The organism is Sulfitobacter sp. DSM 110093 (genome assembly GCF_022788715.1).
GTDB lineage: Bacteria > Pseudomonadota > Alphaproteobacteria > Rhodobacterales > Rhodobacteraceae > Sulfitobacter.
In genome coordinates this window covers 2,644,459-2,659,301 of the sequence record NZ_CP085167.1, presented here as the reverse complement: position 1 = coordinate 2,659,301, position 14,843 = coordinate 2,644,459, and the positions used below count along the sequence as shown (strand labels likewise).

Sequence of the window (14,843 nt, the reverse complement as noted above, 5' to 3'; positions counted from 1 at the left end):
ATGGCTCAAATCTCAGTGGAAATTATCTGCTCACCCGGCTCACTTCTGCGTGGAAATCTACATCCCTCCGCTTTCACTGGAGCATCTGCTTGGATTTGCGGATCGCTTGGGCGCCGATAGGAACCTCCCGCCCGAAGCCGTTGATGCAGTTAAGGAAGTCATTAAGGCTATCAAGGCTCCACAGCTCATGAGCCTAAGGTCAGTCGCGAGGATGCTGGATTCTGTGGACCAGGTGATCAACCGACTGCACTTACATTGACAGAGAGAAACTGGACGCGAGCCCAGAGAACATGTGATGAAATCTGACCAGATAATTTCTATAGGAGGAGCTCATGCCTTCCAATGTTTGTCGAGAGTTGCTGACCTGAGCCCCTAAAATTCTTCCAGATTTGTGTAGAGTCCGCCCAACAAAAGGACGGCTCAATGAAGGCAAGATTCACAGACGAGCAGATCATTGCGATGATCAAAGAACAGGAAGCTGGAGAGAAGACCGCCGATGTATGTCGGCGGCATGGGATCAGCTCGGCGACGTTCTACAAATACAAATCGAAGTATGGCGGAATGGAGCCTTCTGATGCGAAGCGATTAAGGGCTTTGGAGGACGAGAACGGTAAGCTGAAGAAGCTGTTGGCCGAACAGATGCTCGACAACGCCATGCTCCGAGACATCAATTCAAGAAAGTGGTGACGCCCGCCGGGAAGCGGAAAGCGGTGGCGCACTTGATAGAGGTCCATCAGGTCAGCCAGCGACGGCCGTGCGATACGCTGCAAGTTGATCGGTCGTCGGTGCGATACCTGACGCGCCGTGGCGATGACACTGAGCTGCGCGATGTGATCAAACGGGTAGCCAGAGAACGGCGGCGGTTTGGGTGTCGTCGTGTCCATGTGATGATTGCACGGGAAGGTTTTGCGGTGAACTGTCACCCGGCAGTGCATGTTTACATGCATGAGAGGGCACAAAAAGGTGAGGCGCATCTATACCGAAGAGAAGCTTCAGGTGCGGCACAGAGGTTGCAGGAAGCGTGCGTTGGGCACGAGAAAGCCGATGGTCCCACCCGATGGCCCAAACCAAAGTCGGAGCTTAGATTTCGTGTCTGACGCGCTGACAGACGGTCGCCGTTTTCGCATTCTGGCCGTCGTCGATGACTTCAGTCGCGAGAACTTGGTGCTGGTCGCGGACACATCATTGTCGGGACAAAGGGTTGCCAGAGAACTGAACCGTGTGATCGCTGAGCGGGGCATGCCAGAGACGATTGTATCGGACAACGTCCTATGCGCGGAATAACTGGCTGATTTGGCATCAGGTCATTGTCGTATCGAGGTGCCTCGACACGTTCAGAGAATGCCTCAGTTCGGCTTTTTGTCAACGACAGTCTCTCCCATAACAAACACAGAGTACGCTTTTGCGGCTCTCACCGTCCTTAAGACGAGATCATCGGGTCGCTAACACAGAAGGCCTGAACATTATCTACGAGGTCAGTTACCTGCCTCCACGGCACCTACAGAGAAAGGTCCTTCTGCGATCGATCACCCCTCAAAGAAAGGGCGATAGGGCTCGCCATGTTTGATAATCCCGTGAACCGTACGGGCCATCTTGGCGGCGATTGCGGAATACGCCTTTCGACGCAAATGGGTGTTTTGTCGGTCCTTGGCGATGTAGCGCTCGAACTTATCCCGGAAGCTGTTGGTGCGCTGCAGTATGGCAACCTGGCCAGCCATCCATAGGGTGCGGCGCAAGCGGGCATTCCCGTATTTTGACAGCTTGGTTTGGCCCCGGAATGTGCCCGACTGAATGGTTGCCAAGTCCATGCCGCAGAACTTCAAGAACTGCCGATGATGTCCAAAACGGCGCAAGTCGCCAGCTTCTGCGAGGATGGTCAGAGCGTTAATCGGGCCGATCCCAGGTATTGATGTCAGCAACTGATAGTCAGGTAGATCCTTGAGAAGCGCGACGGCGCGATCTTCAATTTGATTACGTTGCGCAATGAGACTGCGGCCTTCTCCAAGGACCAAGCGGAACATTCTGATCGCATCAGAATCTGGGGCAACCGGCAATCCCACGGAAGACTTAGCTGTCTCGTAAATATCTGCAAGCAAACGCTCTTTCGCGACCTTGCGCCCAATGACGTCCCAAGCATCAGCGGTGAAAGCGGCTTTGTCCATTGCTGTGATCAAATGTGGTGATGGATAACGCTCAAGGAATGCAAAGAACCAATCACTGCGTGAGCTGCGGTGAAACCGATCCGCTTCAGGGAAGTACAGCGGCAGATAATGGGTCAACACCCGGTGCCAAAGTTCAGTCTTCGACTTGGAGACGATATCGTGGGTTTTGGACAGCTCTTGGATGTCGTTTGTGCCGCATACCAGTGGATCGTGGTAATATTGCACGTTCCCGATCTCCATCATGTGGAGGATCACTTGCGCGTCCTTTGGGTCATTCTTATCCCAACTGTTGCTGAGGGCTTCGCGCGTACGCGCCAAAGCCACTGAGGACACCAGCTTTACCTCAAAGCCAGCAGTTGCCAGATAGTACGCCAAGGCACGGTGATAATTGCCAGTCGCCTCAAACGCTACACGAACTGGGCGTCCGTATCCCTTAAGTGCGGTAACGAGGCGATTAAAGTCGGCGAGTTCGTTTAAAACGGTTAAGCGACGTCGCCTTTTCTTATCTGGAATAGCGATCAAAACTTCATGCCGGGCCTTGGCGATGTCGATAGCCACCAAAACAGGGGCATCTTGTGCAACAATAATCTTGGTCATAGCTGGTCTCCTTTGCGGTGTGGTTTGTGCAAAACCACTGTAGGGACCCGAGACCCGGCTATGACCACCTGCTGCGCTACCTGGGGCTGCGCAGGCGGCCATAGCCTCTCAATCAGCTTCATTCCAAAGGTGTTACGGCACTGAGTTCACCAGCATGGCGATCCTCAAATGGGTTCAGGAAACCGGCATCGATTGGTATTACATCGCGCCTGGAAAGCCTGAGCAGAACGGCTTCATTGAAAGCTTCAACGGCAAACTGCGAGACGAATGTCTCAACGAAACGCTGTTTGGAACATTACGCGATGCCCGCAACACGCTTGAAGAATGGCAGGAGGATTACAACTGGCGCAGACCACATTCAGCATTGGGCAACCTGACACCGATGAAATTTTTGCAGAGAAAGGCAACGGACAAGGTGGCGGCCTAACGCCAAAGATTTAACACCAAGGACTCCGCTCAGAGCTGGAAGGAACTTGGGGCTCAGGTCAACGTTAATGAACGGCAGGGCATTTAATCGGATGAGTTCCCACAGTGATACCGAAAGATGTAGTAATCTTCGGCGACGGGCCTTAGCCTTTTGTATCGAATTGCATTCGATAAACAAAAAGCGAGACGCAATGGATCAAGAAACGCATGTCGCACGCCGAGCTGGGATCCGAGAGCCGCAACGGCAGCGGGGTATCGCGCGGTTTCAGCAACTCCTTGACGCCACAGAGATTATTTTGACCGAAGCGCCCGACAGCGACATGAGCCTTGCCGTAGTGGCAGAGGCGGCGGGCGTCCCTTTGCCCTCGATCTATCACTTCTTCCCCAACAAAGACGCGATCCTTGTTGCTTTGGCGCAGCGCTATCATCAGGCGCTTTCCACACTCGCGCAAAAGCCGTTGGACCCGCCCCCCGGCTCTTGGCAGGAGATCATCCGCCGCCGACAGATGGACGGGGCTGCGTACCTCAATCGCCATCCTGCCGCGCTGAGGCTTTTCATGGGGGCGGGAGTAAGTTCCGAAGTGCGCACTTTGGATTTGCAAGGCAATGCCTCCCTTTCAGCGATCCGCACCGCGGAGTTCAGGCGGTGGTTCGACTTCTCTGCCGTGCCAGATCTTGAGCACCGCATCGGGGTGTCGATCGGGATCATGGATGGCATCTGGGCTATCTCGTGGTCACAGCATCGCTGCATCACCGAAGGCTATCTGACCGAAAGCATTCGTGCATCGACCTGTTACTTGCGCTGCTTCTTGCCAGAGATTCTGCCAGCGCGCGAGCCGATCGAGAAATAACGAAACTTTCTATCACTAATTTGCTAAGTGTTTCGCAAAGGTTAAACGCTGAGCGGTTTACTCCGCACTATGGTTTTATACTCTTTGAGGCCAGTGGACACGATGATTCAGCTCTATTTGAACTGTTCCAGAACAACGAGCTATAGGCGATTTGCTGACCATCAATACCCTCTATGCAGCCAAAAATTCCCCCGCTAACCTGATCTATATGGCACAGCGGGCCAGCTAATAAATCGAACCGATCACAGTCATTTTCCAGACGGCCGACGGGCAAATTGGCGGTCACCTGCCCGAGAGGGCATGGCAAATCAGTCCTGCCCGAACCATCGACCTCACAGAATGCTGGGGCGGGGAAACAAGCAAAGGGGACTATGGTATGAATACGACTTCATCTTTAAAGACCACGGCACGGCGGCGGGGCATGGTCCTGCTTTTTGGCACGACCAGCGCGTTGATGTTCGGCTCTGCGGTGGCAGCGCAGGATACGCTCGTCGTGGGCCGCTCCATGGACGTCAACTCGCTTGATCCGTCGCGGGCCTTCTGTGACACCTGCCAAATATATCTCACGGCCGTCTATGAACCGCTGATCACACTTGGTGCAGACAATAAGACACTTGAGCCAAAACTTGCGGCAAGTTGGGAGCACAACGAGAATTTCACTGAGTTCACCTTCAACCTAAACCCTGAGGCCGTCTTTTCCGATGGCAGCCCAGTTGAGGCTTCCGACGTGGTCTGGACTTTCGAGCGGCTGCGCAACCTTAAAGGATCGCCCTCCTTCTTGATGGATGGCACGCAGTCCATCGAAGCGGTCGATGCCCATACCGTGAAAGTAACGGGGCACGCGCCCAACTCCGAATTTCTCAATAAGGTTTCCGCCCCCTACACAGGTATCCTGAACGCCGAAGCCGCGATGGCGGGCGGGGCGCTGGCCGATGAATCTGCGGCGACTGCCGATGGAGCCGAAGGTTGGTTCTTGGAGAATTCAGTAGGCAGTGGGCCATTCATTCTGGCCAACTACGCCCCCGAAGACGAGCTGCGTCTGTCGCGCAATGACAGCTACTATGGCAACGCCCCCGCCTTTTCCGAGGTGGTGATCACGCAGATGCAGGATTCTGTCAGTCAGGCGCAGGCGCTGGAAACGGGCTCAGTCGATATTGCCATGCAGATCGACGCAGATACGGCCAAATCCCTCGACACCCCGGACGTGGTGACTGAGATTATCCCTTCCTTCAACTTCGTCTATTTCGCTTTCATGCCGGGCTCTACCGCGATGAAGGACAAGCTGACCCCTCAGGTGCGCGAGGCGCTGACCTACGCAGTCGACTATGACGGGATGATCGAATTCACCGTCGGCGGCAACGGTAACAGGATCGCAGCACCCATTCCCAACGGCTTTCCGGGCACCCAGAACCTTGAGCCGCGGGCGCAAGATGTGGAAAAAGCCAAGTCGATGCTGGTAGAGGCGGGCATGGGTAGCGGGCTTGAGATGGTTGCCGTTTATCCCAACGACAACGTCTACGGCGTTGACCTCAACGTGATGATGCAAAAGCTGCAACAGGACTTCGCGCAGGTGGGGGTCGATGTCACGCTCAAACCGGTGACCTATCCGGTCTGGCGCGAAGAGATGGCCGCCGGTACGGCTGACCTTACAGCGGTTTATTATGCACCCGACTACTACGGTTCGGGCCAGTATGCAGCATACTTCGGGATGACCGAAGGCTCCACTTGGGTCAGCCGAGCGGGCTACCAATCGCCTGAGACGGTGCTGAACGAGAAAGAGGGCGAAATCTACGCGCAGGCGCTGGCCGCGTCGGGTGAAGAGGCCGCCGCGAAGTATGAGGAACTGGCCCGAGAGTTGATGGCAGACAACGTCATCATTCCACTGGTCAGTCCGAACCTTGTGCTTGCCCACCGCGCTGACATCGACGGGGTTCGCTACAGCGCCTGCTGTAACCTGCCGCTCGCCGAAATCTCGCGCAAGTAAAGGGGCAAGGCCATGCTGCGCTATATCATACGCCGAGTGCTGGGAGTGCCGTTTCTCCTGCTCGGCGTGGCCAGTGTGGCCTTCATCCTGTCGCAAAGCACGAAGGGCGATCCGCTTTCCGCCCTCGTGCCCGAGCGGATGATGAACAACCCCGAAATCGTGCAGGCCGTGGAGGCGCAGTGGGGTTTGGATAAACCTTTGCCGGTGCGCTACGTCGTCTACATGAAAAATCTGGTGCAGGGCGACATGGGCACCTCCTTTAACACCCGCCGCCCCGTCGCCCGCGATATTGCCGAGCGTTTGCCCGCGACGTTGGAACTGGTGGTCGCCGCGATGATCGTCGGCACCACGCTTGGGATGGCAATTGGCTTGCTGTCGGCACGGTTCCGTCACTCGATCTTCGACAATGCTGCCCGCGGGTTTGCCCTACTGGGATCCTCGCTGCCGATCTTCTGGTCGGGTCTGATCATGCTTTATATCTTCTCGGTACAGCTTAAATGGACGCCCGGCACGGGGCGGCTTGATGCCCGGACCCAAGCGCCAGAAGGGGTCACTGGGTTTTATACCGTTGATGCGCTGCTGGCCGGGAGCGGCGGACTTTTCATCGAGGCGCTAAGCCATCTTGCGCTGCCTGCGCTGGTTTTGGGCTGGTCGGTTATCGGCATTGTCGCCCGACTGGTCCGCTCATCGCTGCTTGATGCGCTTGGGCAGGACTATGTGCGTACAGCACGGGCCAAGGGCGCATCCGAGCGGGTCGTGCTGATTAACCACGCGCTGCGCAATGCGCTTATTCCAGTGCTCACGGTGTTAGGCTTTACCTTTGCCTACCTCATCACGGGCGCTGTGCTGACCGAGGCGATCTTTAGCTGGCCGGGCATTGGCTCCTATGCCGTGTCGGCGGCGCGTTCGCTGGACTATCCCGCTATTGGCGGCGTCACCATCGTCGGCGCGACGGCCTTCCTTCTGGCCAATCTGGTCACCGACATCGCCTATGCTTGGGCCAACCCGCGCATCAAGGTGTCGGGATGAGCGCGGTCGAGACATTGCGCCCCGCAAGCTCCGATCGGTTTCAGCGCATGGGGTTGCTGCTGCGACGCTTACCCCTGACCGGACAGATCGGCATCCTGATCCTTTTGTTCTGGGCCCTGACCTTGCTGACCGTTCAGTTCTGGCCGCTTGTCGATCCGCTGATGATGGCCGGGCGGCGGTTGCAGCCGCCCTCCGCTGACCATTGGCTGGGGACCGACGCGCTTGGTCGTGACGTGCTGTCGCGGACCTTACATGGGGCAACTTACACGATCCCCGTGGCTCTTATGGTAGTGGTCTCTGCCGTTGTCATCGGCTCGGCCTTAGGGGCTGCGGCGGGCTACCTTGGCGGCTGGACGGATGCAGTTATCATGCGGGCCGCCGATGTGACCCTGTCGTTCCCGCCGATCCTACTGGCGATGACCGTCGCTGCGACCTTGGGGCCGGGATTGCCGAATGCAGGCCTCGCGATGGTGATCGTCTGGTGGCCGATCTATGCGCGGCTGATGCGCGCACAGGTGCTGGAGGTTCGCACCCGCGAACATGTCGAAGCGGCCATCGCAGGCGGGGCCGGGCGCGGGCGCGTGCTGGTGGTGCACATCCTGCCGCTGTGCTGGACGCCCACGCTGATCAACGCGACGATGGACTTCGGGCAGGTGGCGCTGCTGGCCGCCTCGCTCAGCTTTATCGGTCTGGGGGCTGTGCCCCCAAGCCCGGAATGGGGCAGCATGATCTCGGAAGGGGCGGCGAAATTCTATAGCTGGTGGATCGCCTTTGGTCCCGGCATGGCAATCCTTTCTGTGGTGCTGGCAACTGCATTCTTGGGAGACGGCCTGCGCGACGTGCTGGACCGCAGGGGCCCGAAATGAGCGCCGCACCCCTCTTGGAAATCCGCGATCTGCGCGCGGCCTTTCCTGGCCCGCATGGCCCGGTTGAGGCATTGCGCGGCATCGACCTCACGCTCGACGCAGGCGAGGTGCTGGGGATCGTCGGCGAAAGCGGCTCGGGCAAATCTGTGGCGATGATGACCCTGCTACAACTGCTGCCGCCAAGTGCCATCATCAGCGGCTCGGCCCGGTTCAAGGGGCGCGAGTTGGTCGGCATGCCGCGTGGGGAAATCCGTCAGATTTTGGGCCAAGAGATCGGCTGTATCTTTCAAGACCCGCTGAGCGCCTTCAACCCGGTGTTGACCATCGGCGACCAGATCCTTGAAGCGATCCGTCTGCATCACCGCAAGATCAGCACGCAAGATGCAAAACGCCGGGTGCTGGACCTGTTAGCCTCGGTATCAATCCCGCAGCCAGACCGCCGCGCGGATCAGTATCCCCATGAATTCTCCGGCGGGATGCGCCAGCGGGCGATGATCGCCATGGCGCTTGCCAATAATCCCAGTCTGCTGATCGCTGATGAGCCGACCACCGCGCTTGATGTGACGGTGCAGGCACAAATCCTTGATCTGTTGCGGCAATTGGCTGCGGAGCGCGGGATTGGCATGGTGCTCATCACCCATGATTTGGGCGTTGTGGCGGGCATGGCGCGGGACATCGCAGTTATGTACGGCGGCCGGGTGGTCGAGACTGGTACGGCAGACGACATTTTCTACGACACCTGCCATCCCTACACGCGCGGACTGATCGCCGCGATGCCCCGGCTTGAGACGATCACCGAAAAACTCGTGTCCATCGAAGGCACACCGCCGTCAATCTTTGACCGCCCCGCAGGGTGTAGCTTCGCGCCGCGCTGCAAACTGGCACTCCCTGATTGCCGTGCGACCGACCCGGCCCTGCGCCCGGTGCACCGCACATCCGTGGCCTGCCTGCGTGCCGAAGAAATCGTTGCAGGCACGCAAGGTGCTGTGCGCGAAGAATTTGGGAAGGGGGCATTATGACCCAAACACCTCCCTCTCAGCCTGTTCTATCGGTGCGCAACCTTTCCAAGGATTACCCCGTCGGTTCCAACCTTCTGGGCACCAAGCCCGCGCAGCTTTTGCGGGCGGTCAGCGATGTGAGCTTTGACGTAGCACCGGGCCAGACCTTTGGGCTCGTGGGGGAAAGCGGCTGCGGTAAGACGACGCTGGGCCGCTGCATCCTGCGGCTGATTGAACCCACCAATGGCGAGATCGTGTTGGCCGGGGCCAACATCACCCGGCTTGATGTGGCGGATATGCGGCCTGTCCGACGGGATCTGCAAATCGTGTTTCAGGATCCGATGTCCTCGCTGCATCCCGGCATGACCATCCGGCGCATTCTGGCCGAAGGGATGCGCCTGTTAAAGCTTGACGCCAAAGCGACAGAGGCGCGCATTCGTGACTTGTTGGAGTTGGTGCAGTTGCCACAAGACGTGGCAGACCGATATCCACACGAGCTTTCGGGCGGACAACGGCAGCGCATCGGCATCGCCCGCGCCATTTCAGTCGACCCTAAGGTGGTGGTGCTGGATGAGCCTGTCTCGGCGCTGGATGTGTCCATTCAGGCGGGGGTGTTGAACCTGCTGCGTGATTTGCAGGAACGGCTGGGAATCGCCTTTTTGTTTATCGCCCATGACCTTAGCGTTGTGCGCTATATTTCGCACCGGATCGCGGTGATGTACCTTGGCCAGATCGTCGAGGTCGGCGCGGCGGATGCGCTGTTTGCGGCACCCCAGCATCCCTACACACAGGCATTGCTCTCGGCGATCCCGCTGGCTGACCCCCGCGCTGAGCGCAGCCGCAAACGCACCATGCTGAAGGGCGATTTACCCAGTCCGCTGAACCCCCCATCGGGCTGTCGTTTCCGAACCCGCTGCCCGCGCGCACAACCGATTTGTGCCGAGGTCAGCCCGGGATTGACGCCGGATGCGGATGATCATGCCGTCGCCTGCCATTTTCCCGGCCCCGATCCGGTACTGGACGCCACAACACCGACAATCACAAATTCTTATAACGGAGCGGATAGATGAATTCGCCTATGGTTCAGACCAACGAGTCTCAGGACAGACGCCTGCGCGCGCGGGCCGCGCGTGTCATTCCCGGCGGCATGTGGGGGCATCAGCGTGCCGAGGCGCTGCCGAAGGGCTACCCGCAGTTCTTCGCCAGTGGCAAAGGCGCACGGGTGACCGATGTCGACGGACGCGAATACATCGACTTTATGTGCGCTTGGGGGCCGATTATTCTGGGTCACCAGCATGAGGGGGTCGAAGCGGCTGCCGCGGCGCAGGCGAGCGTGGGGAACTGTCTCAATGGCCCCACTGAACACGCCGTGATCCTTGCCGAAAGGTTGGTGGAAACGGTGACCCATGCAGATTGGGCGCTGCTGCAAAAGAACGGATCGGACGCGATGACCACCTGCATTACCACCGCCCGTGCGGCAACAGGACGGCGCAAAATCCTTATCGCGAAAGGGGCCTACCACGGGGCGGTGCCTTGGTGCTCGCCTTCGCTGGTGGGTGTGACCAGCGAAGACCGCGCGCATTTGCTGCACTTCACATTTAACGATGCTGACAGTCTTTTGGCGGCTGTTACCGACGCGGGTGACGACCTTGCTGCGATCGTGGTGTCAGCGTTTCGGCATGACCTGGGCATTCCCCAAGAGTTGCCGACCGAGGCCTTTGCCCGTGCCGTGCGCAAGCACTGTGACGCCACCAAAGCGGTTATGGTGCTTGATGACGTGCGGGCGGGCTTTAGGCTTAATATGGCCGGATCGTGGGAAGGGACGGGCGTGCGCCCCGATCTGACCGCCTTTTCCAAGGCGATTGCCAATGGCCATGCGCTTTCAGCCGTCACCGGCAGCGATTGGCTGCGCGACGCGGCCAACAGCGTCTTTGTAACCGGCTCATTCTGGTACGCCGGGGCGCAGATGGCTGCGGGGGTCGCGACGCTGGGTGAATTGGCGCGGATCAATGGCCCCGCGCTGATGACCCGCGCCGGACACCGGCTGCGAAACGGATTGGACGAACAGGCCGCGCGCCATGGCTTTGCCCTCAACCAAAGCGGGCCGGTGGCAATGCCGCTTGTGCAGTTCGCAGGCGACGACACCAAAGCCTCGCTTGGCGAGGCGTTCTGCGGAGAGGCGCTGCGCCGCGGGGTCTATATGCACCATCGCCACAACATGTTCCTCAGCACGGCGCATACGGACGCCGAAATCGACTGCGCGCTGGAGGCCACAGAGGGTGCGTTCGCCGCCTTGGCGCGGAACCGTACCAAAAATCAAGGAGACGCCGCATGAAGCCCGAGCGCAACAACGTCAGTCTGTCGGTTCTGGAAGAAAAGGCGAAGTTCATCCGAACCGAAACCGTGCGACTGTCCCGCATTGCCGGAGCGGGGCATTACTCATCGACATTCTCCTGTGCCGAACTGCTGGCGACCCTCTACTACGATCAGATGCGCTTGGAGCCGGGGCAACCCCAGTGGCCGGAGCGGGATCGCTTTGTCATGTCCAAGGGGCATGCCGCCATCGGGCTTTACCCCGTGCTGGCAGATCTGGGTTTTTTCGACCCCTCTGAGCTCGACACCTATACCCGGCTGGGGTCAAGCTACGGTGACCATCCGGATATGAAGAAGGTCAAAGGGATCGACTTTTCCTCCGGCTCGCTGGGGCATGGGCTTTCTATCGGTGTCGGCATGGCGCTGGCAGCGCGGATGACGCAGCGCGACTACCGTACCCATGTGATGCTTGGCGATGGCGAGTTGAGCGAGGGACAGATTTGGGAGGCTGCAAATTCAGCCGGGCATTTCGGACTGCAGAACCTCGTGGCCATCGTGGACCGCAATGGGCTGTCCATCGACGGGCATACCGAGGACATTATGACCGTTGAGCCGATGGAGGACCGCTTTGCAGCCTTCGGCTGGGAGGTGCAGCGCATTGATGGCCATGACCTTAATGCCGTCCGCGAGGCATTCGCGCGCCTGCCTTCGGGCCGCGATGGGCGTCCGCAGGTGATCATCGCCGACACCGTAAAAGGGCGCGGCGTGGCGCATATGGAGATGTCGCTCGATTGGCACGTCGGCAACCTTGTGGGCGAAGACTACGACGCCGTGATGGCCGAGTTGGAAGTCGGCCTGAAACCCTTTGAGCCGGAGAGCATGGTATGACCAAGGATATGCAGGACGAGAGCGAGATTTTTCGCGGCACCACCACCGGCAGCACCCGGCTGCGCGATGCCCGTTCGGTACGTGGCACGCCCAAGGCCGGGATGCCGGCCTTTGTTTTGGGAGAGGAGCTTGCCGATCTGGCGGACAGCGATCCGCGCATTGTCGTGGCGACGGCCGATCTCGCCTCGGCCAACCGCACCAATGATTTTCGCGACCGGCATCCTGAGCGTTTCGTGAACTTCTCAATTGCTGAGAAGAACATGATCACAGCAGCGGCGGGCATGGCTTCGACCGGGCTGGTGCCCTATGTCGCGACCTTCGCCAGCTTTGCGGCGATCCTCGGGGCTGAGGCGATCCGCACTGACTGCGCCTATCCGCGCATGAAAGTCCGGGTAATCGGCAGCCATTCTGGCATGTCGATGGGCTTCTACGGCAGTTCGCATCATGCGTTGGAAGACCTCGGGATGTTGCGCTGTATGGCCGATCTGACGGTGGTTTGTGCCACAGATGCCAATCATCTGCGCGCGATCCTGCGCGCCTCGGTTGACCATCCCAAAGCGATGTACATCCGGCTTGGTCGGGGACGCGATCCGGAGGTGTATCCGTCCGTGCCGCAGATCACTTTCGGTAAGGCGGCACGGCTCCGCGAGGGGACCGACTTGACCATCATCACCTGCGGGTCACAGGTCCGCGCCAGCCTCGACGCGGCAGAGGTTTTGGCAGGCGAGGGGATCTCTGTTCGCGTCGTCGACATGTTCACGATCAGCGAAATCGACCGCGATGAGATCAAGGCCGCCGTCGAGGAGACTGGCGCAGTCCTTACTGTGGAAGAGCACAACGTCACCGGGGGTCTCGGGTCTGCCGTGACCGAAGTGTTGATTGACCTACCCCGGTGCAAGTTCCGCAAGCATGGTGTCCCTGACAAATACGTCGAAGTCGGTCCACCCGCGGCGCTGTACGCGCACTACCGTCTAAACGCGGAGGGTGTCGCTGAAGTTGCTCGTGAATTTCTCTCGGTCTGATTCACATAACATCGGTCTCAATGCTTTTTTTGTCATAGGATAGAGAAACAAAAGACCTCTGAATTTCTTTGTCGACCCAAGATTGCCCGCTACTGCCAGCTGATACAGAAATTTGGTTTTGCCGGCTAACCAACGATAAAGGAGGTGAAAATACTGCAGCATGCTTAAAAGTCCGGTTTCGGAGGTTGTATTGCTGCATGAAAACAAATTGTCGAAAAGCAGCTATGGCCGTTCGCGTTGATCAACACCATCGGCGGTAAGCGGACCTTCGCCGCGATCGGGGCTAAGGTCCGCTATAGGATGGAGCAATCCGACCTCAGTAGACTGTTTCCTCCCGTACTTGAGATCTCTCCGTGGGCCGCTGAAACCGAAGTTGAGTTCGGTTTCAGGGTGTCTCCAAGCTGTTTGTCCTAATAGGCAAAGCCCCTATATCTCCACATTTGAATTCTCAGGTTCACTTGAGCGTCTCGTAACGAAATACAGCAGGGACGCCGCGCAGGCTGGAACTGCGAGGCCAAGAGTCATTGGCAGGGCGGTGGACGCCCCGCCTACGGCTACGAAGCTGGAAACGGTGAAGGCCAAAGCGAACTGAATGGCACCCAGCAGCGCCGATCCCATCCCCGCCGCGGCCTTGGTCAATTCCATCGCAAGGGACATCGCATTTGCCGAAAGCAGGCCCACCAAGCCGATCGAAATCCACAGGGGCACGACAAACACCAATAAGGAGTCAGTCTGAGACAGCAAGGTGAGCAGCACGGTAGACGCAGCAAAAAACGGTAGCATGATCTTGAGAATTTGTTCCGGTCTGAACCGATTGAGCAATATCCCATTGATCCGGCCAAAGATAATCAACGCGGTCGCGATGATCGCGAACATGATGCCAAAGCCAATGGAGTTTAGCCCAAAAATCCCTTGGAATACCCCCGATGAGCCTGTGATAAAGGCAAACATACCGCTTTGGATAAGGCCCGCCACCAAGGCCATCGTGACAAACCCGCGTTGCGAAAGCAGGCGTTTCGCGGCTTTTAAGCCATTGTGAATGGGCGCGGGCTGGCGATCCTGAGCGGGTAGGGTTTCGGGCAGGCTGACCACGGAGAGGGTCAAGGCCACGAGGCTGATAAACGCCATCGTTGCAAAGATCGACCGCCAGCCAAACGCTTCGAGAAGCAGGCTGCCCATCGTCGGTGACGCGATGGGCCCAAGTGTCAGCAACATGACCAGCACGGTCATAACCTTCGCGGCCTTTTGCCCCTCATAAAGATCTTTCACCATGGCGCGCCCGACGACCATTCCCGCACTCGCGCCGATTGCCTGTAGGAACCGTAGGGCATTGAACCATGCAATGTCATTCATCAGCGGCAGTGCAATCGAGGTGACGGTGAACAGAACGGTCCCTACAAGAAGCGGGCGCTTGCGTCCGTAGGTGTCGGTCAATGGGCCAATGAGGATCTGCCCAAAACAGAGGCCGAGGAAGAAAATCGAAAGCGAAAGTTCAGCCGCCATATGGGTGGCGTTCATTGAGGCCGCGAGCTCACCAAGTGCGGCGAGGTACATATCGGTGGCCAATGGGGGGAAGAGAGACAAGAGGCCCAAGGTGGCAGTAACTGCAAAGGCCCGTTTCGGGGTAAGGGGAATCTGTGACATCTCGGCTCCGGCGATAATATTAGACTGCTGTCTACTTGCGGTTAGTGGACTGCAGTCTAATGA

The 14,843-nt window shown here is 58.4% G+C and carries 11 protein-coding genes and 2 pseudogenes; 11 read left to right on the top strand and 2 right to left on the bottom strand.

The window, feature by feature from the left end; translation table 11 throughout:
- Positions 1-423: 423 nt before the first annotated feature.
- A pseudogene (locus DSM110093_RS13045) lies at positions 424-1,266 on the top strand (transposase); the annotation flags it as partial.
- Between the two features lie 260 nt (positions 1,267-1,526).
- On the opposite strand, the gene DSM110093_RS13040 reads toward DSM110093_RS13045, so the two are convergent.
- The gene (locus DSM110093_RS13040) at positions 1,527-2,759 is read right to left on the bottom strand and encodes an IS110 family transposase (protein WP_243265495.1); all 1,233 of its coding nucleotides are present in this window, start codon (positions 2,757-2,759) and stop codon (positions 1,527-1,529) included.
- 136 nt (positions 2,760-2,895) lie between these two features.
- On the opposite strand from DSM110093_RS13040, the pseudogene DSM110093_RS13035 reads away from it, so the two are divergent.
- The 10 genes and pseudogenes from DSM110093_RS13035 to DSM110093_RS12990 form a co-directional block, all read left to right on the top strand.
- Positions 2,896-3,186: pseudogene (locus DSM110093_RS13035) on the top strand (integrase core domain-containing protein); the annotation flags it as partial.
- 190 nt (positions 3,187-3,376) lie between these two features.
- The gene (locus tag DSM110093_RS13030) at positions 3,377-4,036 is read left to right on the top strand and encodes a TetR/AcrR family transcriptional regulator (protein WP_243265494.1); all 660 of its coding nucleotides are present in this window, start codon (positions 3,377-3,379) and stop codon (positions 4,034-4,036) included.
- Between the two features lie 376 nt (positions 4,037-4,412).
- On the top strand, positions 4,413-6,020 hold the full coding sequence (locus DSM110093_RS13025) for an ABC transporter substrate-binding protein (protein ID WP_243265493.1): 1,608 nt from the start codon (positions 4,413-4,415) through the stop codon (positions 6,018-6,020).
- A gap of 12 nt (positions 6,021-6,032) precedes the next feature.
- Positions 6,033-7,049, top strand: coding sequence for an ABC transporter permease (locus DSM110093_RS13020; RefSeq protein WP_243265492.1), 1,017 nt, complete (start codon positions 6,033-6,035; stop codon positions 7,047-7,049).
- Positions 7,046-7,915, top strand: a complete 870-nt coding sequence (locus tag DSM110093_RS13015; RefSeq protein WP_243265491.1) for an ABC transporter permease — start codon at positions 7,046-7,048, stop codon at positions 7,913-7,915. Before DSM110093_RS13020 ends, DSM110093_RS13015 begins: the two co-directional genes overlap by 4 nt.
- On the top strand, positions 7,912-8,934 hold the full coding sequence (locus tag DSM110093_RS13010) for an ABC transporter ATP-binding protein (protein WP_243265490.1): 1,023 nt from the start codon (positions 7,912-7,914) through the stop codon (positions 8,932-8,934). Before DSM110093_RS13015 ends, DSM110093_RS13010 begins: the two co-directional genes overlap by 4 nt.
- Positions 8,931-9,983 carry an ABC transporter ATP-binding protein gene (locus DSM110093_RS13005; RefSeq protein WP_243265489.1) on the top strand — a complete coding sequence of 351 codons (1,053 nt, stop codon included), beginning with the start codon at positions 8,931-8,933 and terminating at the stop codon, positions 9,981-9,983. Before DSM110093_RS13010 ends, DSM110093_RS13005 begins: the two co-directional genes overlap by 4 nt.
- On the top strand, positions 9,980-11,248 hold the full coding sequence (locus tag DSM110093_RS13000) for an aminotransferase class III-fold pyridoxal phosphate-dependent enzyme (protein WP_243265488.1): 1,269 nt from the start codon (positions 9,980-9,982) through the stop codon (positions 11,246-11,248). The genes DSM110093_RS13005 and DSM110093_RS13000 overlap by 4 nt, the downstream gene beginning before the upstream one ends.
- Positions 11,245-12,114, top strand: a complete 870-nt coding sequence (locus tag DSM110093_RS12995) for a transketolase (protein WP_243265487.1) — start codon at positions 11,245-11,247, stop codon at positions 12,112-12,114. Before DSM110093_RS13000 ends, DSM110093_RS12995 begins: the two co-directional genes overlap by 4 nt.
- The gene (locus DSM110093_RS12990; RefSeq protein WP_243265486.1) at positions 12,111-13,136 is read left to right on the top strand and encodes a transketolase C-terminal domain-containing protein; all 1,026 of its coding nucleotides are present in this window, start codon (positions 12,111-12,113) and stop codon (positions 13,134-13,136) included. The genes DSM110093_RS12995 and DSM110093_RS12990 overlap by 4 nt, the downstream gene beginning before the upstream one ends.
- Positions 13,137-13,562: 426 nt before the next feature.
- Here DSM110093_RS12990 and DSM110093_RS12985 read toward each other — a convergent pair whose 3' ends face one another.
- Positions 13,563-14,780 carry a multidrug effflux MFS transporter gene (locus DSM110093_RS12985; RefSeq protein ID WP_243265485.1) on the bottom strand — a complete coding sequence of 406 codons (1,218 nt, stop codon included), beginning with the start codon at positions 14,778-14,780 and terminating at the stop codon, positions 13,563-13,565.
- Positions 14,781-14,843 lie beyond the last annotated feature (63 nt).

Bases quoted from the DNA above. Each gene is read 5' to 3' on its own strand.
- DSM110093_RS13040 (WP_243265495.1), bottom strand. From the start codon at position 2,759: ATGACCAAGATTATTGTTGCACAAGATGCCCCTGTTTTGGTGGCTATC.
- DSM110093_RS13030 (WP_243265494.1), top strand. From the start codon at position 3,377: ATGGATCAAGAAACGCATGTCGCACGCCGAGCTGGGATCCGAGAGCCG.
- DSM110093_RS13025 (WP_243265493.1), top strand. From the start codon at position 4,413: ATGAATACGACTTCATCTTTAAAGACCACGGCACGGCGGCGGGGCATG.
- DSM110093_RS13020 (WP_243265492.1), top strand. From the start codon at position 6,033: ATGCTGCGCTATATCATACGCCGAGTGCTGGGAGTGCCGTTTCTCCTG.
- DSM110093_RS13015 (WP_243265491.1), top strand. From the start codon at position 7,046: ATGAGCGCGGTCGAGACATTGCGCCCCGCAAGCTCCGATCGGTTTCAG.
- DSM110093_RS13010 (WP_243265490.1), top strand. From the start codon at position 7,912: ATGAGCGCCGCACCCCTCTTGGAAATCCGCGATCTGCGCGCGGCCTTT.
- DSM110093_RS13005 (WP_243265489.1), top strand. From the start codon at position 8,931: ATGACCCAAACACCTCCCTCTCAGCCTGTTCTATCGGTGCGCAACCTT.
- DSM110093_RS13000 (WP_243265488.1), top strand. From the start codon at position 9,980: ATGAATTCGCCTATGGTTCAGACCAACGAGTCTCAGGACAGACGCCTG.
- DSM110093_RS12995 (WP_243265487.1), top strand. From the start codon at position 11,245: ATGAAGCCCGAGCGCAACAACGTCAGTCTGTCGGTTCTGGAAGAAAAG.
- DSM110093_RS12990 (WP_243265486.1), top strand. From the start codon at position 12,111: ATGACCAAGGATATGCAGGACGAGAGCGAGATTTTTCGCGGCACCACC.
- DSM110093_RS12985 (WP_243265485.1), bottom strand. From the start codon at position 14,780: ATGTCACAGATTCCCCTTACCCCGAAACGGGCCTTTGCAGTTACTGCC.